The organism is Mesorhizobium sp. M7A.F.Ca.US.011.01.1.1 (assembly GCF_003998295.1).
Taxonomy (GTDB): Bacteria; Pseudomonadota; Alphaproteobacteria; order Rhizobiales; family Rhizobiaceae; genus Mesorhizobium.
In genome coordinates this window covers 1-20,261 of the sequence record NZ_RZRT01000061.1, presented here as the reverse complement: position 1 = coordinate 20,261, position 20,261 = coordinate 1, and the positions used below count along the sequence as shown (strand labels likewise).

Annotated in this window: 19 protein-coding genes; 12 read left to right on the top strand and 7 right to left on the bottom strand. The window is 63.9% G+C overall.

The genetic code is table 11. The annotated features are described in order from the left end of the window. Positions 1 to 71: 71 nt before the first annotated feature. From EOA13_RS31140 to EOA13_RS31130, 3 genes are all read left to right on the top strand, one after another. Positions 72 to 1,160 carry a citrate synthase/methylcitrate synthase gene (locus EOA13_RS31140; protein ID WP_127297237.1) on the top strand — a complete coding sequence of 363 codons (1,089 nt, stop codon included), beginning with the start codon at positions 72 to 74 and terminating at the stop codon, positions 1,158 to 1,160. Between the two features lie 178 nt (positions 1,161 to 1,338). Then, positions 1,339 to 2,130: a 3-hydroxybutyrate dehydrogenase gene (locus EOA13_RS31135; RefSeq protein ID WP_164780450.1), complete on the top strand. Its 792-nt coding sequence runs from the start codon at positions 1,339 to 1,341 to the stop codon at positions 2,128 to 2,130. 49 nt (positions 2,131 to 2,179) lie between these two features. Next, a complete protein-coding gene (locus EOA13_RS31130; RefSeq protein WP_127297235.1) occupies positions 2,180 to 3,310 on the top strand; it encodes a patatin-like phospholipase family protein in 1,131 nt (376 codons plus the stop codon). A gap of 23 nt (positions 3,311 to 3,333) precedes the next feature. Here the strand turns inward: EOA13_RS31130 and EOA13_RS31125 are convergent, their stop codons facing one another. Then, positions 3,334 to 3,933, bottom strand: coding sequence for a TetR/AcrR family transcriptional regulator (locus tag EOA13_RS31125; RefSeq protein WP_127297234.1), 600 nt, complete (start codon positions 3,931 to 3,933; stop codon positions 3,334 to 3,336). A gap of 122 nt (positions 3,934 to 4,055) precedes the next feature. Here EOA13_RS31125 and EOA13_RS31120 point away from each other — a divergent pair, with 122 nt between their 5' ends. The 6 genes from EOA13_RS31120 (at position 4,056) to EOA13_RS31095 (ending at position 12,242) form a co-directional block, all read left to right on the top strand. Next, positions 4,056 to 4,517 (top strand): (2Fe-2S)-binding protein, encoded by a 462-nt coding sequence (locus EOA13_RS31120; protein ID WP_127297233.1) that lies wholly within the window; start codon positions 4,056 to 4,058, stop codon positions 4,515 to 4,517. A 2-nt stretch (positions 4,518 to 4,519) separates the two neighbouring features. Then, entirely contained in the window at positions 4,520 to 6,793 is a 2,274-nt protein-coding gene (locus EOA13_RS31115; protein ID WP_127297232.1) for a xanthine dehydrogenase family protein molybdopterin-binding subunit, read from the top strand. Then, on the top strand, positions 6,790 to 7,398 hold the full coding sequence (locus EOA13_RS31110) for a hypothetical protein (RefSeq protein ID WP_127297231.1): 609 nt from the start codon (positions 6,790 to 6,792) through the stop codon (positions 7,396 to 7,398). The genes EOA13_RS31115 and EOA13_RS31110 overlap by 4 nt, the downstream gene beginning before the upstream one ends. A 154-nt stretch (positions 7,399 to 7,552) precedes the next feature. Further along, on the top strand, positions 7,553 to 8,725 hold the full coding sequence (locus EOA13_RS31105; protein ID WP_127297230.1) for an efflux RND transporter periplasmic adaptor subunit: 1,173 nt from the start codon (positions 7,553 to 7,555) through the stop codon (positions 8,723 to 8,725). An 87-nt stretch (positions 8,726 to 8,812) separates the two neighbouring features. Next, positions 8,813 to 11,992, top strand: a complete 3,180-nt coding sequence (locus EOA13_RS31100; protein ID WP_127297229.1) for an efflux RND transporter permease subunit — start codon at positions 8,813 to 8,815, stop codon at positions 11,990 to 11,992. A gap of 91 nt (positions 11,993 to 12,083) precedes the next feature. Then, positions 12,084 to 12,242 (top strand): DUF3309 family protein, encoded by a 159-nt coding sequence (locus EOA13_RS31095; protein WP_023810914.1) that lies wholly within the window; start codon positions 12,084 to 12,086, stop codon positions 12,240 to 12,242. A 63-nt stretch (positions 12,243 to 12,305) separates the two neighbouring features. On the opposite strand, the gene EOA13_RS31090 is transcribed toward EOA13_RS31095, so the two are convergent. Together EOA13_RS31090 and EOA13_RS31085 are read right to left on the bottom strand one after the other, a co-directional pair. Continuing rightward, complete coding sequence (locus EOA13_RS31090; RefSeq protein ID WP_127297228.1) at positions 12,306 to 13,265, bottom strand: SDR family oxidoreductase; 960 nt, start codon at positions 13,263 to 13,265, stop codon at positions 12,306 to 12,308. Between the two features lie 75 nt (positions 13,266 to 13,340). Beyond that, positions 13,341 to 13,550 (bottom strand): DUF680 domain-containing protein, encoded by a 210-nt coding sequence (locus EOA13_RS31085; RefSeq protein ID WP_127297227.1) that lies wholly within the window; start codon positions 13,548 to 13,550, stop codon positions 13,341 to 13,343. Positions 13,551 to 13,664: 114 nt separating this feature from the next. On the opposite strand from EOA13_RS31085, the gene EOA13_RS31080 reads away from it, so the two are divergent. Then, a complete protein-coding gene (locus EOA13_RS31080; RefSeq protein ID WP_127297226.1) occupies positions 13,665 to 14,573 on the top strand; it encodes a LysR family transcriptional regulator in 909 nt (302 codons plus the stop codon). On the opposite strand, the gene EOA13_RS31075 is transcribed toward EOA13_RS31080, so the two are convergent. From EOA13_RS31075 to EOA13_RS31065, 3 genes are all read right to left on the bottom strand, one after another. After that, complete coding sequence (locus tag EOA13_RS31075; RefSeq protein WP_127297225.1) at positions 14,537 to 15,712, bottom strand: MFS transporter; 1,176 nt, start codon at positions 15,710 to 15,712, stop codon at positions 14,537 to 14,539. The genes EOA13_RS31080 and EOA13_RS31075 overlap by 37 nt on opposite strands. 117 nt (positions 15,713 to 15,829) lie before the next feature. Further along, on the bottom strand, positions 15,830 to 16,138 hold the full coding sequence (locus tag EOA13_RS31070; RefSeq protein ID WP_127297224.1) for a DUF1244 domain-containing protein: 309 nt from the start codon (positions 16,136 to 16,138) through the stop codon (positions 15,830 to 15,832). An 11-nt stretch (positions 16,139 to 16,149) separates the two neighbouring features. Continuing rightward, positions 16,150 to 16,947 carry an N-formylglutamate amidohydrolase gene (locus EOA13_RS31065; protein WP_127297223.1) on the bottom strand — a complete coding sequence of 266 codons (798 nt, stop codon included), beginning with the start codon at positions 16,945 to 16,947 and terminating at the stop codon, positions 16,150 to 16,152. 245 nt (positions 16,948 to 17,192) lie between these two features. On the opposite strand from EOA13_RS31065, the gene EOA13_RS31060 reads away from it, so the two are divergent. Continuing rightward, positions 17,193 to 17,681 carry a DUF1036 domain-containing protein gene (locus tag EOA13_RS31060; protein WP_127260459.1) on the top strand — a complete coding sequence of 163 codons (489 nt, stop codon included), beginning with the start codon at positions 17,193 to 17,195 and terminating at the stop codon, positions 17,679 to 17,681. Continuing rightward, positions 17,678 to 19,114, top strand: coding sequence for a pyruvate kinase (pyk, locus tag EOA13_RS31055; RefSeq protein ID WP_023810921.1), 1,437 nt, complete (start codon positions 17,678 to 17,680; stop codon positions 19,112 to 19,114). Before EOA13_RS31060 ends, pyk begins: the two co-directional genes overlap by 4 nt. Positions 19,115 to 19,157: 43 nt before the next feature. On the opposite strand, the gene EOA13_RS31050 is transcribed toward pyk, so the two are convergent. After that, positions 19,158 to 20,222, bottom strand: coding sequence for an alpha/beta hydrolase (locus tag EOA13_RS31050; RefSeq protein ID WP_127297222.1), 1,065 nt, complete (start codon positions 20,220 to 20,222; stop codon positions 19,158 to 19,160). Between the last annotated feature and the right edge of the window lie 39 nt (positions 20,223 to 20,261).

Below are 20,261 nucleotides of genomic sequence, written 5' to 3'. Positions count from 1 at the left end.
TATTGATCAAGATTGATGGAAACGTTGCCCATCTCTATCTCCGATCCGGAAATGCTTCAAGGAGACAGGCTATGGCGAATGGGCTCGATGACGTGGTGGCGGCGGAAACCGTGCTTTCCGATGTGGATGGTCTTGGCGGCCGTCTGACGATCCGAGGTCATTCGCTGCCCGAGCTGGCCGGCCGCTGGGACTATGCTCAGGTGATGCGCCTGCTGCTCGACGGCTTCTTCGACGACCTTCCCGCCGACGCGAAGCTGACGGGTGCGCTGGGCCAGGCACGTGCGGACGTGTTCGAGCGACTATTGCCCTCGTTGCCCCGGCTGGCGTCGCTCGATGTCTACAGCGCCATGCGCGCCGGCATGGCGCTGCTGCCGGACGGCGACACATCGACGAACGCCTTGCTGCTCATCGCAGCGCCCGCCGTGCTGACGCCGGCCCTGCTGCGCCTGCAGCGCGGCGAGCAGCCGATCGCGCCGGACAGCCGCGCCCATCATGCCGCCGACATGTTGAGGATGCTGAGCGGCAACGCCGCCTCCCCAGCACTGGCGAAGGCGCTCGACACCTATCTGGTGACCGTCTGCGACCATGGTCTCAATGCATCGACCTTTGCGACGCGCGTGGTGGCCTCGACGCAGGCCGGCCTGACATCCTCCGTGCTGGCCGGGCTCGGCGCACTCAAGGGGCCACTGCATGGCGGGGCGCCCGGTCCGGTGATCGAGATGCTGGATGCGATCCAGGTGCATGGCGACGCCGCCGGCTGGCTTCGCGAGGAGATCGCGCACGGCAGGCGCATCATGGGCTTCGGCCACCGCATCTACCGCGTGCGCGATCCGCGCGCCGATGTGCTGAAGTCCGTCGTGCGGCAACTCGGCGGCGAGGGCGAAACCGGCCGCCGGCTGGCATTCGCGGAGACAGTGGAACAGGCAGCGCTCGACGTGCTGCGGATCGCCAAGCCGTCGCGCTCGCTGCAGACCAATGTCGAGTTCTACACCGCGCTGCTCCTGGAGGCGGCGGGTTTTCCGCCACAAGCCTTCAGCAATGTCTTTGCCGCCGGGCGCGTCGCCGGCTGGATCGCGCATGCGCGCGAGCAGCAGACGACCGGGCGGCTGATCCGCCCGCAGTCGCGCTATGTCGGGCCGGTGCCGGATCTCGTCGCCTGAGGCTTATCGGCGCCTAGCGAGCGACCGGCGATCCAAACGATATCCTCCTGGTGAGCGGCCGTGTGGCCGCTCATGACGAAAATTTCATCTCCCCGAAAAATTCTGGCCGCTGTTATTGCGTCGTATTGAGCATATATGCTGCACTGCAACATAGATGCATTCTTGCCGAAACCAGAGGATTCCGCCCATGGCCGCCAGAAAAACCGCTGTAGTCACAGGCTCTACCTCTGGCATCGGCCTGGCCATCGCCAAGGCGTTGGCGGCCGAAGGCCATAACGTCGTCGTCAATTCCTTCTCCGACACGGCGGCCGACTACGCCATCGCCGACGCGATTGCCAAACAGTATGGAGTGAAGACCGCCTACATCAAGGCCGATATGTCGAAACCGGCGGAATGCCGGGCGCTTGTCGCCAAGGCGGCCGAAACATTCGGTTCGGTCGATATCCTCGTCAATAATGCCGGCATCCAGCATGTCGCGCCGGTGGAAGAGTTCCCGATCGAGAAATGGGACGCCATCATCGCCATCAACCTGTCGTCGGCATTCCACACCATTGCAGCCGCCATTCCGCTGATGAAAAATGCCGGCGGCGGGCGGATCGTCAACATCGCCTCGGCACACGGCCTGGTCGCGTCGCCGTTCAAGTCGGCCTATGTCTCGGCCAAGCACGGCATCATGGGATTGACGAAGACCGTCGCGCTCGAACTGGCGCGCGAAAAAATCACCTGCAACGCCATCTGCCCGGGCTATGTGCTGACGCCGCTGGTCGAGGCGCAGATCCCCGACCAGATGAAAGCCCATCAGATGGACCGCGAGACCGTCATCCGTGAGGTCATGCTGGACAAGCAGCCGACCAAGGAATTCGTCACGGTGGAGCAGATCGCGGCAGCGGCGGTGTTCCTGTGTTCGGACGCGGCGGCGCAGGTCAACGGCACGCATCTCTCGGTCGACGGCGGCTGGACCGCCGCGTGAGGCCCGAAATTTTCTCATCTACCCAAAGGGACAGATCAAGGACGACGCCATGACCAAAAACGGCAAGGCGGAGGAGACGAAGAAGATCAATATCGCGCTTCAGGGCGGCGGCTCGCACGGCGCTTTTTCCTGGGGTGTGCTTGACCGGCTGCTGGAGGACGGCAGGCTGGAGATATCGGCAGTGTCCGGTACCAGCGCCGGCGCCATGAACGCGGTGGCGCTGGCCGACGGCTTCGTCCGCGGCGGGGTCGATGGCGCGCGGCAAAAACTCGAGGATTTCTGGCGCGCGGTGGCGGCCAAGGGCCGGTTCAGCCCAGTGCAGCGCATGCCGTGGGATGTCGCCTGGGGCAACTGGTCGATCGAGAATACGCCTGGCTATGTCTTCTTCGACACCATGTCGCGGGTGTTCTCGCCCTACGTCGCCAATCCGCTCGGCCTTAACCCGCTGCGCGACGTGGTGGAGCAGGAGATCGATTTCGACAATGTCCGCGCCTGCAAGTCGATGGAACTGTTCATCTCGGCGACCAATGTCGAGACCGGACAGTTGCGCGTTTTTTCCGACGGCGAGATCGACCTCGACGTTGTGATGGCTTCGGCCTGTCTGCCGCAATTGTTCCGCGCCGTCGAGATCAAGGGCGTGCCCTACTGGGACGGCGGCTATGGCGGCAACCCGGCGCTCTATCCGTTTTTCAAGACCGCGGCGACCGAGGATGTGCTCCTAGTGCAGATCAATCCGGTGGTGCGGGAGGGAACGCCAAGGAGCGCCAACGAGATCCAGAACCGCATCGACGAGATCACCTTCAACGCCGGGCTGCTGCGCGAATTCCGCTCGATCGCCTTCGTCAAGGAACTGATCGCCGCCGGCCGTCTGCCGCATGGCGAATATCGCGACATCCGCATGCACCGCATCGATGCCGACGAGGCGTTCAAGGACCTGTCGGCGTCATCGAAGGTCAATGCCGAATGGGCGTTCCTGACCTATCTCAGAGACCTCGGCCGCACAGCCGCCAGCGACTGGCTGGAAGAGAATTACGACGCCGTCGGCAAGCGACCGACGCTCGATCTCTCCGGCGAACTCGATGACGGCTTCAAGCCGGTGCGCGGTCCGGCACCCGGCCGGCGGGTCAAGGAATTCCTCGCTGTGCGCAAAAATCCGGAGGTGGTTCGCCGTCGGGCCTGAACTGAAACCCGATACAGCTGGTTTCATCGAGCTTTCAAGGTCAGGTCGATCACCCTGATCAGGGCAGCGGCCGCCTGCCGCTGTCCCTCCGGATCTCTGATCCGCGCCTTCATGCCTTCCAGCCCGTCGAGCAGCATGTCGGCGAGCAGTTGCGCCGACAGGCCCCTGGCCGCCAGGTCGACGCCGTTCCTGGCTGCCTCCCCCTGGATCGCGGCGGCAATATGTTCGCCAAGCCCGCCGCGCCAGCAGCCGACCAGATCGCCAAGGCTCGATTTCATGTCCAGCAGTTCGGCGCCGTGCGGCGAGGCAACAACCGCGCCCATCATCGAGATGAATGCCTCGTCGATGGCCCGCATCATGCGCTCGGTGAAAGGGCCACCGCCGGATAGGGCAATCTTTGCCGCCTCGACCGAGCGCGACAGGATCATCATGGCGATGGCGCGGAAAATGTCGGTCTTGTTCTTGAACAAGAGATAGAGCGCCGGGCGCGACATGTCTGCGGCGCGGGCGATGTCGTCCATGGTGGTGCGGGTGAAGCCATAGGCCAAAAACACCTTCATCGCGCCATCCAGGATACGGACGCGTTTGGGATCTGTGGCGGCGATGTCTTCGATCTGGTTCATGGAGCAATTCTATCCTGCAAAATCCTATTTGACAAAATGACGAAATTTGTCAATCTGTATTGGGCGAAACGGTCGAGAGGACGCTTCGCCCTTGGCAGTGGACGACAACAAAGGGTATCCCCATGCGCCTTACCGTCGACGGTCAGCCATTCGATATCGATGCCGATCCTGACATGCCGCTGCTGTGGGCGCTGCGCGATCTCATTGGCAAGACCGGGCCGAAATTCGGCTGCGGCATCGCCGCCTGCGGCGCCTGCACGGTGCATGTGGATGGTCAGCCGGTGCGTTCCTGCTCACTCCCGGTTGGGCAGGTCAGTGGCGCTGTCACGACCATTGAAGGCATCGGCACAGCAGGCAGACTGCATCCGGTGCAGCAGGTATGGCTGGAGGAACAGGTCGCGCAATGCGGCTACTGCCAGGCCGGCCAGATCATGAGCGCGGTGGCGCTGCTCGACGAAGTCGCCAACCCAAGCGACGCCGATATCGACAACGCCATGGGCGGCAATCTCTGCCGCTGCGGCACCTATCCCAAAATCCGCTCGGCCATCAAGAAGGCCGCGGCGCTCAAGACGGCGGGGCTCTGACCATGGCCAGTGTCGGAAAGATCGCCCGCCGCACGTTTCTGATCGGCGCTGCCGCCGTCGCGGGCGGCGTTGCCGTCGGCTACTACTATTATCGCAAGCCTTTTCCGAACCCGCTCGAGGCCGAGCTCGGCAAGGGCGAGGCGACCTTCAACCCCTATGTGAAGATCGGCGCCGACAACACCATCACCATCGTCGCGCCGCGGGCCGAGATGGGGCAAGGCATTTCGACGACGCTCGCCGTCATGGTCGCCGAAGAACTCAATGTGAGCCTCGACCGGGTCAAGGTCGAGCACGGCCCCGCCTCCCATGCCTATTACAACGCCGCGATCCTCGAAGAGGGCGGTCCGTTCGCCTTCTTCGACGAGAGCATGACCGCGCAGGCGGTGCGCTCGGGTCTCGGTGTGGTCGGCAAGTTCCTTGCCCTGCAGGGCACCGGTGGTTCGGCTTCGACACGCGACGGTTTTGACAAGATGCGGCAAGCGGGTGCAGTCGCCCGGCAGATGCTGATCGCGGCTGCGGCGCAAAAACTCGGTGTCGCCGCCGCCGATCTGGAAACGGCCGACGGTTCGATCCTGCACAAAGCGTCCGGCAAGTCGCTGACCTATGGCGCGGTCGCCGCGGCCGCCGCCGCGATGGCGCCGCCGGCCGAAGTCAGGCTCAAGGACCGGGCCGACTGGAAACTGCTGGGAAAGCCGCAAAAGCGCATCGACATGCTGGCCAAGGTGACCGGGGCGCCGATCTTCGGCATCGATGTCAGGCTGCCGGACATGGTCTACGGCACGGTCAAGATGAGCCCGCGCTTCTGGTCGGCGCCGATCAAGGCGGACCTCTCGAAAGCCGAGAAAATGCCCGGTGTGATCAAGATCGTGCCGCTGGAGACGAATTACGGCCATGGCTTCGGCATCATCGCCGACAACACATGGGCGGCATTCAAGGCGGCCGAGGCGATCGATGCCCAGTGGTCCGATCCCGAATACCCGCTCAGCAGCGCCGCTATTTCAGATGTCCTGAAGCAGGCGCTCGGCACCAAGGGGTCGGTGATGCGCGACAATGGCGACGTCGACACCGCCTTTGCCGACGCGCCGCGTGAAAGGATCGTCGAGGCCGACTATGCGGTGCCCTATCTGGCGCATGCGACGATGGAGCCGATGAACGCCACGGCGCAGCTCAGGGACGGCGCGCTCGACATCTGGTGCGGCAACCAGTCGCCGACCCTGGTGCGGCAGCTTTGCGCCAACGCGGTCGGCATCGAGCAGGACAAGATCGCCGTGCACACCACCTTCATGGGCGGCGGTTTCGGCCGGCGCGTCGAGGTTGATTACGCGCTGTGCGCCGCGCTGATGGCGAAGGAGACGGGCGGGCGCCCGATCAAGGTGACCTGGACGCGTGAAGAAGACATGCGCCACGACGCCTACCGGCCGGCCGCTATCGGCAAGTTCCAGGCGCGGCTCGGCGACGATGGCATGCCGGTCGCCGTCGACATGAGGATGGCCTCGCCATCGGTGATTGCCGGCATGCTGCGCCGGCTGTTTCCTTCGATATCGCCGCTCGGTCCCGACAAGAGCATCGTCGACGGTGCCTATGACCAGCCCTACACCATTCCGAACTACCGGGTCAGCGGTATCGCGGCGCCGGTCTCCATCCCTGTCGGCTCCTGGCGCTCGGTCGGCAGTTCGGTCAACGGCTTCTTCCATGAAGGCCTCATGGACGAGATCGCCGTTGCCGGCAAAGTCGATCCGGTCGAGATGCGCAAGAGACTGATGGCCGCCTATCCTCCGGCGGTGAAGGTGGTGGAGAAAGTTGCCGCGATGGCGAAATGGGGCGAGGCGCTGCCCGCCGGCAAGGCCAGGGGCATGGCCTTCACGCTGTCCTTCGGCAGTTGGGTCGGCGAGATCGTCCAGGTGGCGGACACGCCGGCCGGCATCCGTATCGAGAAGGTGTGGATCGCCGCCGATGTCGGCACCGCGCTCGACCCCGGCATCATCGAGGCGCAGTTGATCTCGGCGGCCATCTACGGTCTTTCGGCGGCGATGGGGCAGGAAATCACCTTCGCCGACGGCATGGTCGAACAGTCGAATTTCCACGATTTCGATGCCATGCGGATCTTCCAGTGCCCGGTCTTCGAAGTCGCTATCCTGGAAAACTTCCACAAGATGGGCGGCGTCGGCGAGGTCGGCACGCCGCCGGCGGCTCCGGCGCTCGCCAACGCCATCTTCGCGCTGACCGGAAAGCGCATCCGCACGCTGCCGCTGTCGAAAACAGTGGCCTTCGCATGAAGAAGCTCGTCATCATGCTGACGCCTGCTGCCATGCTTATGCTCGCAGCACCGTTTGCGATCGCGCAAGAGAGCCAGACGCCGGCGCCGGCGACCGTCGACGCGGCGAAAGGCCTGTCCGAATGGGACAAGGTCTATGCGGTGTTCTCGCATCCGCGCTGCGCCGACTGTCATGTCGCGGACGAGCGGCCGCGCTGGTCGGGTGCGCATTACGGCGGCACGCGCGTGCACGCCTTCAATGTCCAGCGCGGTGCTGACGGGTCGGGCTTCGGCAATCCGGGCCTGCGTTGCATGACTTGCCATTTCTTCAGCAATTCCAAGGCATTGCACGGTCCGCCCGGGGCCGAGAACTGGCATCTGGCGCCAGCCGAGATGGCTTGGTTCGGCAAATCCTCGGCCGAAATCTGCGCCCAGATCAAGGATCCCCTGCGCAACGGCAACCGCAGCTTGAAGGACGTCGCGGTGCATGTTCGCGACGACAGACTGGTTGCCTGGGGCTGGGCGCCGGGATCGGGTCGTGAACCAGCCCCGGGCTCCGCCGAAGCAACCTATCAAGCGATCGAAAACTGGGCAGCGGCCGGCGCATCTTGTCCGCCGGCGCAATGATCTTGCAACTTTCAGACTATATTGCGGTGCAACTTTGATGTAGAAGCGCGCTTCGCCGATCACGGCAAATTGAACACGGCTCGGCGCGCACCCATATCGGCGACGCGCCCGCGTTATGAGGACGCTGGCCGAACCCGCAGTGGAAAAAACGACGATGAGAATCAGGTTTCACAAGCTTGCAGCCGTTGTTGTGCTCATTGGTTTCGCGGCGTGGATGGCGACAGGCGAGTTTTCGTCGGTCGGCAGCGTAGCCGCCAACAAAGCCAAGGCAGCCGAAGCCGAACAGGCCAAGGCGCCGGACGCAAGCAAGCCGAAGACGGCGGAAGCCGAGCCTAAGGCACCGCTGCGCACCGTCGCGGTGGTGACGCCGCCACGCAAGACCTATGCACGCGCCATCCGCATTTCCGGGCTGACCGAAGCCGACAAGCGGGCGGTGCTGGCGACGCGCGTCGCCGGTGTCATCGACAAGCTGCCTGTCAAGCAAGGCGATCACGTCAAGACGGGGGATCTGGTGCTGATGCTTGCGGCGGAAGAAAAGATCTCGATGGTCGACAACGCCAAGCAATTGGTGGTGCAGCGCCAGGCCGAGCTGGACGCAGCCTTGCGGCTGATGAAGACCGGCAATCTGCCGAAGCTGCAGCTCGACACCGCGCGCTCGAACCTGACCTCGGCGCAGTCGCTGCTGGAAACGGCACAGGCCGAACTCGACCGCAACGAGGTGAAGGCGCCTTTCGACGGCGTTATCGACCGGGTGCCGGTGGAACTTGGCAGTTCCGTCATGCAAGGCGGCGAGGTGGCAACCATCCTCAAGCTCGATCCGGTGATTGCCCGTGGCGAAGTCAGCGAGCGCGATCTCGGCTATCTCAAGCTCGGCGACAAGGCCACCATACGGCTGGTCAGCGGCCAGACGGTCGAAGGCACCGTGCGCTACATCAGCCGCGACGCCTCGTCGGCGACCCGCACCTTCCGCGTCGAGGTTGCCGTCCCCAATGCCGACGGCTCGGTGCCGGCCGGCATGACGGCGGAAATCGCGCTCAACGCACAGCCGACCGACGCGGTGCTGCTGCCGCGCTCGGTTGTGACGCTCGGCGACAAGGGCGACCTCGGCATCCGTGCCGTCGGCAAGGACAACAAGGTGGCGTTCTTCCCCATCGACCTCGTCGACGACACGCCGACCGGCCTCGTCCTTGGCGGCATACCGGCCGACGCCCGCATCATCGTCGCCGGCCAGGAACTGGTGAAGGAAGGCGATCTGGTCAACCCGGTCGAGGCCGACCAGGCGACCATCAAGAAGCTGATCGGCGAGGCGACGACCGGCACCCAGTAGCGTAGCGCAGGTCGCGACACGCTAGCCCTGGGCGGGGACAATCGGCTGCGACGCAGCCCCTGAAGATTCAAGAAACAGGCGTTAGCCATGGATATCGTCAGACTCGCAATCAACAATGCCCGCCTGACCATCTCGGTGCTGGTGTTCCTCATCCTTGCCGGCGCGGTCGCATACCAGTCGACGCCGAAGGAAGCGGAGCCCGACGTTCCGATTCCGATGATGTATGTCAGCCTGATCTATCAGGGCATTTCGCCCGAGGATTCGGAGCGGCTTCTGCTGCGGCCGATGGAAAGCAAGCTGAAAAGCCTGAAGGGCCTCAAGGAGATGCGTTCGGCCGCCTTCCAGGGCGGCGGCTACGTGCTGGTCGAGTTCCAGCCGCAGACCAATCTGGCCACCGCGCTGCAGGACACGCGCAGCAAGGTACAGGACGCCAAGGCCGACCTGCCGCAGGCGGCGGAAGAACCCGTCGTCACCGAAGTCAACATTTCCGAATTTCCCGTGCTCGTCGTCACGCTCTCGGGAAATCTGCCCGAACGCGTGCTGACCGCCGCCGCACGTGAACTGCGCGACCGCATCGAGGAGGTTCCCGGTGTTCTCGAGGGCTCGCTGCAGGGTGCGCGCGACGATCTCGTCGAGGTCGTCATCGATCCGATGAAGCTGTCTTCCTATGGATTGCAGCTCGATCAGTTGATCGGTGCGGTCGGCAACTCCAACAGCCTGGTCGCCGCCGGCAACATCGAAGGCTCGGAGGGCAAATACGCCGTCAAGGTGCCGTCGCTGATCGAAACGCCGGAGGACGTCGCCGCACTGCCGGTGGTCGCCGGCCCCAATGCCGTGGTGCAGGCCAAGGACATCGCGACGATCCGCTCGACCTTCAAGGATGCCGAAACGGTGACCCGCCTCAACGGCAAGCCGGCCATCGCCATCGAAGTCAAGAAGCGCATCGGCTCCAACCTGATCGACACCATCGCCAAGGTGCGGGCGGTGTCCGACGAGTTCGTCAAGTCCATGCCCGAGGGCATGAACGTCACCTACACGCAGGACAAGTCGGTCTTCGTCAACCAGCTGCTCGGCGACCTGCAGAACCATGTGATGATCGCCGTCATCCTGGTGTTCATCGTCATCCTCTACGCGCTGTCCGGCCGCGCCTCGCTGCTCATCGGGCTTGCGATTCCGTCGTCCTTCCTGATCGGCATCCTGCTGCTGGCGATGATGGGCTACACGATCAACATGATCGTGCTGTTCAGCCTGATCCTGGCCGTCGGCATGCTGGTCGACGACGCCATCATCGTCACCGAGTTCGCCGAACGGCGAATGAGCGAAGGCATGCCGAAGGAGGAAGCCTTCGCGCTCGCCGCCAAGCGCATGGCCGGTCCGGTCATCGCCGCGACGATGACCCGCATCGCCGCCTTCTCGCCGCTACTGTTCTGGCCGGGCATCATCGGCGACTTCATGAAGTACATGCCGATCACGCTGATCGTCACCCTGTCGGCCTCGATGCTCTATGCGCTTGTCTTCGCGCCGACGCTGGGTGCGATCTTCGCCAAGGCGCCGCCGCATCATGAGGATGACAATCGCGACGGCTGGTACATGGCGATCGTCAAGCAGGCGGTGCGCTTCCCCATCACCGTGATGGTGCTGACCGTCGCGCTCTTGTTCGGCGTCGGCTTTGCCTATTCGAAATACGGCGCCGGCGTCGAGTTCTTCCCGAATGTCGAGCCGGATTACGGCCTGCTCTACGTGCATGCGCGCGGCAATCTTTCGCTGGCCGAAATGGATACCGCGACCAAGATCGCGGAAGACAGGCTGCTCGGCTGGCCAGGCGTGAAGTCGGTCTACACCCGCGTCGGCAAGACGCAAGGCGGCGGCCAGGACGTTCCCGAAGACGTCGTCGGCGTCATCCAGTACGAATTCATCGACTGGCGCGAGCGCAAGTCGGCGAACCACATCCTGGATGATCTGCGCGGCGTCATGGCCGGCATTCCCGGCGTCGATGTCGAGGTGCGCGTGCCGGAAGCCGGTCCGCCGACCGGCAAGCCGATCCAGATCAGGCTTTCGGCCGTCGACCCCAAGGGGCTCGACGACAAGGCCCGTGAGGTCGCGGCGCGCATCGGCAAGGTGCCCGGAGTCATCGATATTTCCGACGGCCTGCCGCCGCCCGGTGTCGACTGGGCGCTCGAGGTCGACCGTGCCAAGGCGGCGCAGTACGGCATCAGCCCAACCTCGGTCGGCACGGTGGTGCAGCTGGTGACCAACGGGCTGAAGCTCTCGGAATACCGGCCTGCCGGAGCCGACGACGCGGTTGACATAAGGCTGCGGCTGCCCGAAGACCGGCGCACGCTGTCGACGCTCGACGAACTCAGGGTGCAGACCTCACAAGGCTCGGTGCCGATCTCGAACTTCGTCGTGCGCAAGCCCGAGCCGACGGTCGGCATCCTCAACCGCATCGACGGCGCGCGTACGGTGGTTGTCCAGGCCAACGTCGCCGCCGGCGCCCAGGTCGCGGCTGTGCAGGAGCAGGTCACCAAGGCCGTCGCCGATATGGATCTCGGCAGCGGCATCCGCTGGAAGCTGGCCGGCTCGAACGAGGACAGCGCCGAAGCCAGCGCCTTCCTCAGCAAGGCCTTTGGGGCGGCGATCTTCCTGATCTTCCTGGTGCTCTTGGCGCAGTTCAACAAGTTCACCAGCGTCTGGCTGGTGCTGTCCTGCGTGGTCATGGCGACGATCGGCGTGTTTCTCGGGCTGCTGATAACAGGCGAGACGTTCGGTATCGTCATGTCGGGCATCGGCGTCATCGCTCTGGCCGGCGTGGTGGTGAACAACAACATCGTGCTGATCGACACGTATGACCGGCTCCGTGAAGAAGGCTGGGACAAGGTCGAGGCGGTGCTGCAGACTTGCCGCGAGCGCGCCCGTCCGGTGGTGCTGACGGCTGTTTCGGCCATTCTCGGCGTGCTGCCGATCGCCTTCGGCCTCGGGTTGGAAATCTTCCATCACGAGACGACGATCAACGCGCCGTCGACGCAATGGTGGATTTCGCTGTCGTCGGCGATCGTCTTCGGCCTGTCCTTCGCCACGGTGCTAACACTGGTGGTAACGCCGTCGATGCTGATGGTGTTCACCCGCGCCAAGGTCAAGCCGGGAGCGCGGCGCGGCTTGATCAGCCGGCTGTTCCGGCGCGGCAAGGGCGAGATTTCCTCGACCGATGCGCAGGGGCAGGATGTCGGAGCAGAGCCGGGTATCGCCTTTCCGAAAGCCGCCGAATAGACCAATCCGATTTGACCGCAAAAGGCCGTCCGGAACAACCGGGCGGCCTTTTGCATTGTTCTTGGGCGAAACGTCGAACTGCGGGGTTCTCATGCCGATCACCACCATCGTCATCATCGTCCTGGTCCTTATCCTCATCGGCGCGGTGCCGGCCTGGCCGCATTCACGCTCCTGGGGCTATGGGCCGTCGGGTATTGTCGGCGTGGTGCTGGTGGTGCTTATGGTGCTGCTGTTGATGGGACGGCTCTGAGGCGCCCTCTCAATTCGCGGAGATTGTCAATGTGCGGAGGAGCATCGCCCGCCATCGCGGACGTCAGGCAGCTTTCGCAACGCCGGTCACGGTGGCAATGCCGATATCCCCGAGAGCTTCAGTGACGGCCTGATCCAGCGGCGTGTGGGGGATCGCGCCGATGATGCCTTCCAGCCTTGCCGACGCCAGTTGGTGCGGTTCGAAGCGCAGATAGGACATCGACACGATCTCACGCCACATCGCCACGAACGGGCTACCGGCGCGCAGCACCCACCAGGCCATCGAGGTCATCTTGAGCGGACGCCCAAGCGCCTTCTCCGCGGCTGCCTTGATCTCCAGGTCGGTGACGGGATGGCCGGGGAAGTTGAAGGCTTCATAGGCGCCGAGCTTGTCCAGGTTCTGCGCCAGTCCGACGAAAGCCCTGGCCAAATCCGGTAGGTAGGCCCATTCATGCACGAGGTCGACCGGGCCGGGCGCCGTATAGATACCCTTGTTGATCTTGGCAGCGACGACCAAGTCGAACCACGAGCCGCTGCCGGTGCCGCCAAAGAAGTCGCCGGCCCGCAAAATGATGGTGCGGACGCGGTGTGCTTCGGCCTCGCGGTGAAACAGGTCCTCCATGGCGACGCGGATGCGCCCCTTGTCGGTCGTCGGGCGGAACGGCGTGTCTTCCGTGATCACCTCCGGCATCGGCGACCCATAATTGTATACGGTCCCGGGAAAGAGATGCAGTGCGTTGTTGGCATGGCAAGCGGCCATGACATTCTCGGCGATCGGCAGGCACTTGACCCATTCGGTGTAGATCGGGTTGAGGCCGTTGAAGATGATGTCGACACCTTCCGTGGCGCGGATCAGCGCTTCCCGGTCGAGCGCGTCACCGGCAACGGCCGTAGCGCCTTCAAGTTCAGTTGGCAGTTTGCCGTTGCGGGTCACGGCGCGGACCTCGTAGCCTGCGTCGATGAAGGCCTTGGCGACCACGCGGCCGAGCCGGCCACTGGCGCCTAGAATTGCGATCTTGGTCATTGGAAGCACTCCTGGGTTGGGTTTGCGTGGTCGGTCGGGAGGCGCGATCGGGATCAGCGACAAGCGCGATCGAGATCAGCGGCTGCCGAAGAGGTCGCGGTTGCTGCCTTGCGTGACCGGCTGCCGGACGGCCGCATACGGGCTGTGGATCGAAGCGGTGGTCGTGTTGTCGGTGCTGGTGACAGCCGGCTGGCTGGCGTCGTCCGAGCCAAACTTGTCGCTGCCGGCAAAAGCGGCGCTGACGGAAATGAGGATGGCGGCAGTGGTGAGAGCGATCTTGGTCATCTGAGTTCTCCTGGTGGGTGTTTGCAGTCCGTGTTGGTGTCTGCAGCCGGAATATGGTCGCTCCGAACGCGCATGGAAATTGACTACAGATGGCGATCTGATATTCATAAATGAATGACTGAAATCGACTGGAACTTGATCAAGAGCTTTGTCGCCGTGGCGGAATCCGGCAGCCTGTCGGCCGCCGCGCGAAAGCTTTCGGCCAGCCAGCCGACGCTTGGCCGTCACATCGGCGAGTTGGAACAGGCGCTGGGCGTCACGCTGTTCCGTCGAGGACGGCACGGCTACGAACTGACGGAGGCCGGCAGCACGCTGTTCGAACGCGGCAAGGCGGTCAGCGAGCAGGCAAGCGCCTTCTCACTGCTGGCGCTGGGTTCGGTAGAGGCCATCGAAGGCACGGTGCGCATCGCCGCCAGCGAGGTGGTGGCGGCCTATGTCCTGCCTGAGATGACGATGCGGCTGGGGATCGAGGAGCCCGGCATCGAGGTCGAGATCGTCGCCTCTAACCAGGTCGAGAACCTGCTGCGTCGAGATGCCGACATCGCCATCCGCATGGTCAAGCCGGCGCAGAACGAGCTGATGGCACGCAGGGTCTGCGATATCGAGCTCTGCGCCTGCGCGGCCAAATCCTATCTCGACAGGCGCGGCCGTCCGCTGAAGCCTGCCGATCTTGTCGACCACGACCTGGTCGGATTCGACCGCGGCGACGAGATCATCAGGGGCTTTACCCAGTTGGGCATCCCCGTCACCCGGAGCAGCTTCCGCTTCAGGGCCGACAACCAGATCGTTTTGTGGGAAGCGGTGCGGGCGGGAAACGGCATCGGCCTCGGTCAGGAGCCGCTGGCCGACAGGGATCCTTTGATAGAGAAGGTTCTGCCAGATCTGCCGCTGCCAGTTCTGCCGGTGTGGCTGGCGATGCATCGCGACGTGCGTACCAGCGTGCGCATCCGCCGGGTGGTGGATTTTCTCCACGAGGAGCTGAAACGCTATTCGGCGGGTGCTGGCGCGAATTCGGCGCGGTGAGCGAGCCCGGCCATCAGCAACACGATGATCAGCAGTCCCGACATGGTGATGAAGATCGGGCCGAAGCTGGAATGCTCGGCAACGAAGCCGATCGCCGACGGCGCCACCAGTATGCCGCAGTATCCGATAGTGGTGACCACGCTCATGCCGGTGCCGGAAGACATGCCTTCCTGGTTGCCGCCAGCCGAAAAGATGATTGGCACCATATTGGCGATGCCGAAGCCGCAAAAGGCAAAAGCTGCAATGGCGAGCCAAGGCGAGGGCGCCAGGCCAGCCACCAGCATGCCGACCGCGGCTACGAGGGCCGACACGCGCAGCGTCGTCACCGCGCCGAAGCGATTGCGTATGCCGTCGCCGAAGAACCGCGTAATCGCCATGACGCCCGAAAATCCGGCGTAGGCGAGGCCGGCAACGGCGAGATCGGCGCCGAGCTCCTGGCGCAGATACAGGGCTGCCCAGTCGAGCACCGCGCCTTCGGAGATCATCGCCAGCAGCGCCATCAGTCCGATCAGATAAACCAGCGGGTTTGCCGGCAGTGCGAATTTGTGGTGCTCGGCTGCCTGCGGGCTGTCTTCGGTGAGGAGATGGCGAACGGCCACCGCGATCACCGCGAAGGCAAACACCGTTACCGCCGCCGCGTGAGCGAGGTGGCCGTAGTGCTGGATGGCAAAGCCGCCGAGGCCGCCGCCGGCGAAGCCGCCGAGACTCCAGAAGCCGTGCGAGGACGACATGACGGCGCGGGAGAGCCGCCGTTCGACCACCACGGCATTGGCATTCATGGCAACGTCCATGCCACCGATCGAGCCGCCGAAGATGATCATGGCCGCGGCCGCCAGCGGTACGTTGGGCGCCAGCGCCACGACCATCAGACCGAGGCTGCCGCACAGGGCGAACCAGCGCAGTACGGTGCGCGAGCCATGTCTGGAGATCAAATGGCCGCACCAGGTCATCGCGACGACGGCACCGACGCCGAATAAGAGTATCAGCAGGCCGAGCGTGAACTTCGAGATCTCCAGCCGAGTCAGGAACACCGGAATCTGCGGCGCCCAGCTGCCCGTCAGGAAGCCGTTGGCGAGGAAAATGGCCGCGAGCGCCCATCGTCCGCGAATGGCAGTCAGCTTGGCAGTTGACGCGTTCATGAGGCGAATCCCGCTGAAAATGGCTTCGCGCGGCAAATTAGATCGATTCAATTTTCAGTCAAGGCTCTTTTGGGAAGCATTTTTGAGCCATGGCCTCGAGCGATCGCTGGGGCGGCCTTAATGGTCCTTGGGGCGCCTTGCCTCGAATTCGGCCTTCTTGGCGTCGGAGGCCTCGGTCTGGTTCAGCGTCTGCCATTCCCCATAAGGCATGCCGTAGACGATCTCGCGCGACTGATCCTTGGTGAGATCGACGCCCTCGGCATTGGCTGCCTCCCGATACCAGTTCGACAGACAGTTGCGGCAGAAGCCGGCGAGATTCATCAGGTCGATGTTCTGCACATCGTTGCGTTCGCGCAGATGCTCGACCAGCCGGCGGAAGGCGGCCGCTTCGAAATCGCGTTGCTGCTCGTCGCTGAGTTCGGTCATCGAAACCTCCGTCATAGCGGCCCGGTGCGCGAGCCGAACATCTTCACCACATGTATATCGGGACGGCGGTCGATCGCGTCAACGATCGGCGCCAGCCGTTCGGCCCAGGCGAGCGCGCCCTTCTGGTCCGATATCAGATCCTGTCTGATCTCGATCAGCGCATGGGCGAAGCCGTTGACGATGGCGTGCTTGTACATGGTGTCGCCGCGCAGCGCGCCGTCATAGGGTTCGTTGTCGCCGACGACGAGGTTCTTGTCCTGCGCCAGCATGTCTATCAACGGCCGCGCCACGCGGTCGTCGAGGTCCCACAGGATCCCGACGTGCCAAGGACGCTGGATTCCTTGCATGGCGGGGGTGAAGGAATGCACCGAAAAGATGAAGGGCACCTGGGCGGAAGCCTGTGCGACCGAGGCGATCATGGCGCCGACGGCGTCGTGATAGGGCCGGTAGAACCCGTCGAGCCGCCTCTCGCGCTCATCGGCAGCGATGGGGTAATTCCCAGGTACGACAGTGCCGTCATAAAGCTGGCGAATGAGCGTCGGGTCGTCTTCGCCGCGATTGGGATCGATCAGCAGCCGCGAAAAATTGGCAAGCACCGCCGGCACGCCGAGCAGGGCAGCCAGTTCGCGCGTCACCGCCTCGACGCCGATGTCATAGGCGATGTGGCGGTCGAACTCGGCTGAGGGCAGGCCGAGGCTGCCGTAGTCGTCGGGCAGGTCGCGGCGGGCATGATCGCCCAACAGCACGATGCCTCGCTTGCGGTCGCCCTCGATGATGTCGAAAGGCGCGAAAACTGTGGATCGGGTCATTGGCGGGAAATGGTCTGTTCGCGGGCTTCCGGGGAGGGTGCTATCGTCATTCCACGAAGACGACGCTTGCGCAATGCCGTTGTTTGGCCAAGGTTTCCCGGGAAATCTGGCACAAGTCGGCGAATTGTGCGCCGGAGCCTTTCTAAATCGATTGGAATGGAACAAAACGGTGCGTTGACATGCGCCCGGACTTTTCCGAAAAGGGGCGCAGAGAGATGCTGATGTGGTTTTTGAGGGGTTTTCGGATGAGTTCCGCCGGCGGGCAGCGCATGCGCTCTGCCTTTGCCATGCCGCTCCTCACTCTTGCCATCGGCCTGTCGGCCATGGTCGTGGCTTCGCCGGCGCGCGCCGATTTCCGCGTCTGCAACGCCACGCAGAACCTGGTCGGTGTCGGCATCGGCTATCGCGCCAAGGCCGGCTGGATCACCGAAGGCTGGTGGCACATCGAGGGATCGAGTTGCAAGACGCTGATCGAAGGGCCGCTGTCATCAAGGTTTTACTATCTTTATGCAGAAGACGCCGAACGCGGTGGACGCTGGGACGGCCCGATCAACATGTGCGTGGCTGAAAAAGAGTTCAAAATCGCCGGCGTAACCGACTGCGTCGCCCGGGGCTTTCAGCGCGCCGGATTCCAGGAATATGACACGGGCGAACAGGCAAGCTGGATGGTCCAGCTGACCGATGAGTCCACAACGGGAGGCGCTCCAGCCGCCCCGGGAACAAACAGTCAATGAGACGTAGCCGCAAGGTCAAGATCCTAGCCACCATCGGTCCGGCCTCCTCGTCGGAGGAGATGCTGAAGAAACTGTTTGAAGCGGGTGCCGATGTGTTCCGCATCAATATGAGCCATACCGACCATGAACTGATGCGCACGCTGGTCGGACGCATCCGCGCTGTCGAGGAAGCGGTTGGCCGGCCGATCGGCATCCTGGCCGATCTGCAAGGGCCGAAGTTGCGCGTCGGCAAGTTCGCCAACGGCAAGGAAGTGCTGACGCAAGGCCAGACCTTCACCCTCGACGACAATCCAGAGCCTGGCACCTCGACCAGGGTCTATCTGCCGCATCCGGAAATTCTGAGCTCGGTCGAAGCCGGCCATCGCCTGCTGATCGACGATGGCAAGCTCGAGCTGAAGGCGGTGAAGAGCGACGGCAAGTCGATCGTCTGCACCGTCGTCGCCGGCACCACCATTTCCGACAAGAAGGGCGTCAGCCTGCCCGACACCGACCTCCCGGTCGGCGCGCTGACCGAGAAGGATCGCAAGGACCTCGATGCCGTGCTGGCCACAGGCGTCGACTGGGTGGCGCTGTCCTTCGTGCAGCGGCCGGAGGATTTGGCCGAAGCGCGCAAGATCGCACGCGGCCGGGCGCTGATCATGGCCAAGATCGAAAAGCCGCAGGCCGTCGCCCGGCTGGCCGAGATCATCGAATTGTCCGACGCGCTGATGGTCGCCCGCGGCGATCTCGGCGTCGAGATGCCGCTCGAGGCAGTGCCCGGCATCCAGAAGCAGATCACGCGCGCCGCACGCCGCGCCGGCAAGCCGGTGGTGGTTGCAACGCAGATGCTGGAATCGATGATCACGGCACCGGTGCCGACCCGCGCCGAGGTGTCCGATGTTTCGATCGCCGTCTTCGAAGGCGCCGATGCCATCATGCTGTCGGCGGAATCGGCGGCGGGTGCCTATCCCGTCGAGGCCGTGGCAATGATGAACCGTATCGCCACCAAGGTCGAAACCGATCCGACCTATGCCGGCATCATCAACGCCCAGCGCTCCGAGCCGGAGGCGACTGGCGCCGATGCCATTTCGCTGGCCGCGCGCGAGATCGCCGAAACGCTGAAGCTGGCGGCGATCATCACCTACACCGCATCAGGCACCACAGGCCTGCGCGCCGCACGCGAGCGGCCGCAAGTGCCTGTTATCGCGCTGTCGCCGATCCTCAACACGGCGCGGCGGCTGTCGCTTTTGTGGGGCACGCATTGCGTCGTCTCACCCGACGCCGTCGACCTCGACGACATGGTCAATCGCGCCTGCCGCATCGCCTTCGACGAAGGCTTCGGCAAGCCGGGCGACCGCGTCATCATCACCGCGGGCGTACCGCTGCGGACACCGGGTTCGACCAACATGCTGCGCATCGCCTATATCGGGTCGGACACACAAGTCAGCCGCTAGATTCCCAAAGCGTGTCGCCTCTGAACGGATTCAGGCGACCGCTTCAGGTCGGCGCGAGTTCGGCCTGCGGTACCTTGATATCGGCGCATCTGCCGGCGCCGTAGGCGTCGCCAGCGATGCGCGCCTCCACTGCCGTTGCCATCGCCTGCAGGTCTATACTCTTCCCGGCGACCTTCTCGATGGCGCCGACGGTCAGGTCGGGCGCGATCCAGTCTGGCTTGTGACCGAGATTGTGCACCCAGACGAGTTCGGCACGGGCAATGTCGCGCGCCAGGCCGACCGAATGGATATGTGCATAGACCACCTTGTCGCGATCGCCTGAAATGACCACGGTTGGCGCCTTGATCTCGTTGTAGCGCGGTGCGGCACCGAGGGCATAGCGATAGAGCCCGGCGACATCGGTGGCGTTGGCACGAAAGGCTGTTGGTCGCAGCACCAGCGGGATAGAGGCCATTCTGAGATAATTGTCGGGCACCTTGTTGGGCGAGAAAACGCAGGTGGTGGCGTCGGCCATCTGCAGTGTACCGGCCGGATAGGTCAGCGCCTCGGAAAACAGCCAGCCGAGCACTGGCATGGTGGTCAGATCGTAGTACCAGGCGGTTGCGCCGCCCGGCCATGGGTGGGTCGCCGGTGCGAGGAAGACCAGTCCAAGTGTCTTGTCTGGATGCTCCCGGCCAAAGGCCGATGTCACCACGCCGCCGAAGGAATGGCCGACGATGACAGCCTTCTTGATGCCGAGATGGTCCATCAGTGCGGCAATGGTGTTGGCCTGCGCCGACGGGGTCTCGTTGTTGGTGCCGCGACCCGACCAGCCATGGCCTGGCCGGTCGAAGAACAGCATTTCGGCGCGGCCTTCGAGCAAGGGGCGCAGCGGCAGCATCTGGTCCCTGAGGTTGGCGCTGGCGCCGTGGATGAAGACGATTGGCGGCAGCTCGGCATTGGCGGGTGCCGGAACATGGACATAGTGGATGCGGGCGCCGTCGATGTCGGCGAACTCGCCGATCGGCGGATTGCGGCGCTCGATCAGCCATGAGCCCACGCGGGTGACGCCGACAAAGCCGAACACAAGCGCCATCAGGAAGGCAAGGGCGGCGTAGATCAGGTTCATGGGGGAGATACGGAGGTGGAGGGGGATAAGTTGTAGGGG

Coding starts and splice junctions, on each gene's coding strand:
- EOA13_RS31140 (WP_127297237.1), top strand. CDS start 72: ATGGCGAATGGGCTCGATGACGTGGTGGCGGCGGAAACCGTGCTTTCC.
- EOA13_RS31130 (WP_127297235.1), top strand. CDS start 2,180: ATGACCAAAAACGGCAAGGCGGAGGAGACGAAGAAGATCAATATCGCG.
- EOA13_RS31125 (WP_127297234.1), bottom strand. CDS start 3,933: ATGAACCAGATCGAAGACATCGCCGCCACAGATCCCAAACGCGTCCGT.
- EOA13_RS31120 (WP_127297233.1), top strand. CDS start 4,056: ATGCGCCTTACCGTCGACGGTCAGCCATTCGATATCGATGCCGATCCT.
- EOA13_RS31115 (WP_127297232.1), top strand. CDS start 4,520: ATGGCCAGTGTCGGAAAGATCGCCCGCCGCACGTTTCTGATCGGCGCT.
- EOA13_RS31110 (WP_127297231.1), top strand. CDS start 6,790: ATGAAGAAGCTCGTCATCATGCTGACGCCTGCTGCCATGCTTATGCTC.
- EOA13_RS31105 (WP_127297230.1), top strand. CDS start 7,553: ATGAGAATCAGGTTTCACAAGCTTGCAGCCGTTGTTGTGCTCATTGGT.
- EOA13_RS31100 (WP_127297229.1), top strand. CDS start 8,813: ATGGATATCGTCAGACTCGCAATCAACAATGCCCGCCTGACCATCTCG.
- EOA13_RS31095 (WP_023810914.1), top strand. CDS start 12,084: ATGCCGATCACCACCATCGTCATCATCGTCCTGGTCCTTATCCTCATC.
- EOA13_RS31090 (WP_127297228.1), bottom strand. CDS start 13,265: ATGACCAAGATCGCAATTCTAGGCGCCAGTGGCCGGCTCGGCCGCGTG.
- EOA13_RS31085 (WP_127297227.1), bottom strand. CDS start 13,550: ATGACCAAGATCGCTCTCACCACTGCCGCCATCCTCATTTCCGTCAGC.
- EOA13_RS31080 (WP_127297226.1), top strand. CDS start 13,665: ATGACTGAAATCGACTGGAACTTGATCAAGAGCTTTGTCGCCGTGGCG.
- EOA13_RS31075 (WP_127297225.1), bottom strand. CDS start 15,712: ATGAACGCGTCAACTGCCAAGCTGACTGCCATTCGCGGACGATGGGCG.
- EOA13_RS31070 (WP_127297224.1), bottom strand. CDS start 16,138: ATGACCGAACTCAGCGACGAGCAGCAACGCGATTTCGAAGCGGCCGCC.
- EOA13_RS31065 (WP_127297223.1), bottom strand. CDS start 16,947: ATGACCCGATCCACAGTTTTCGCGCCTTTCGACATCATCGAGGGCGAC.
- EOA13_RS31060 (WP_127260459.1), top strand. CDS start 17,193: ATGAGTTCCGCCGGCGGGCAGCGCATGCGCTCTGCCTTTGCCATGCCG.
- pyk (WP_023810921.1), top strand. CDS start 17,678: ATGAGACGTAGCCGCAAGGTCAAGATCCTAGCCACCATCGGTCCGGCC.
- EOA13_RS31050 (WP_127297222.1), bottom strand. CDS start 20,222: ATGAACCTGATCTACGCCGCCCTTGCCTTCCTGATGGCGCTTGTGTTC.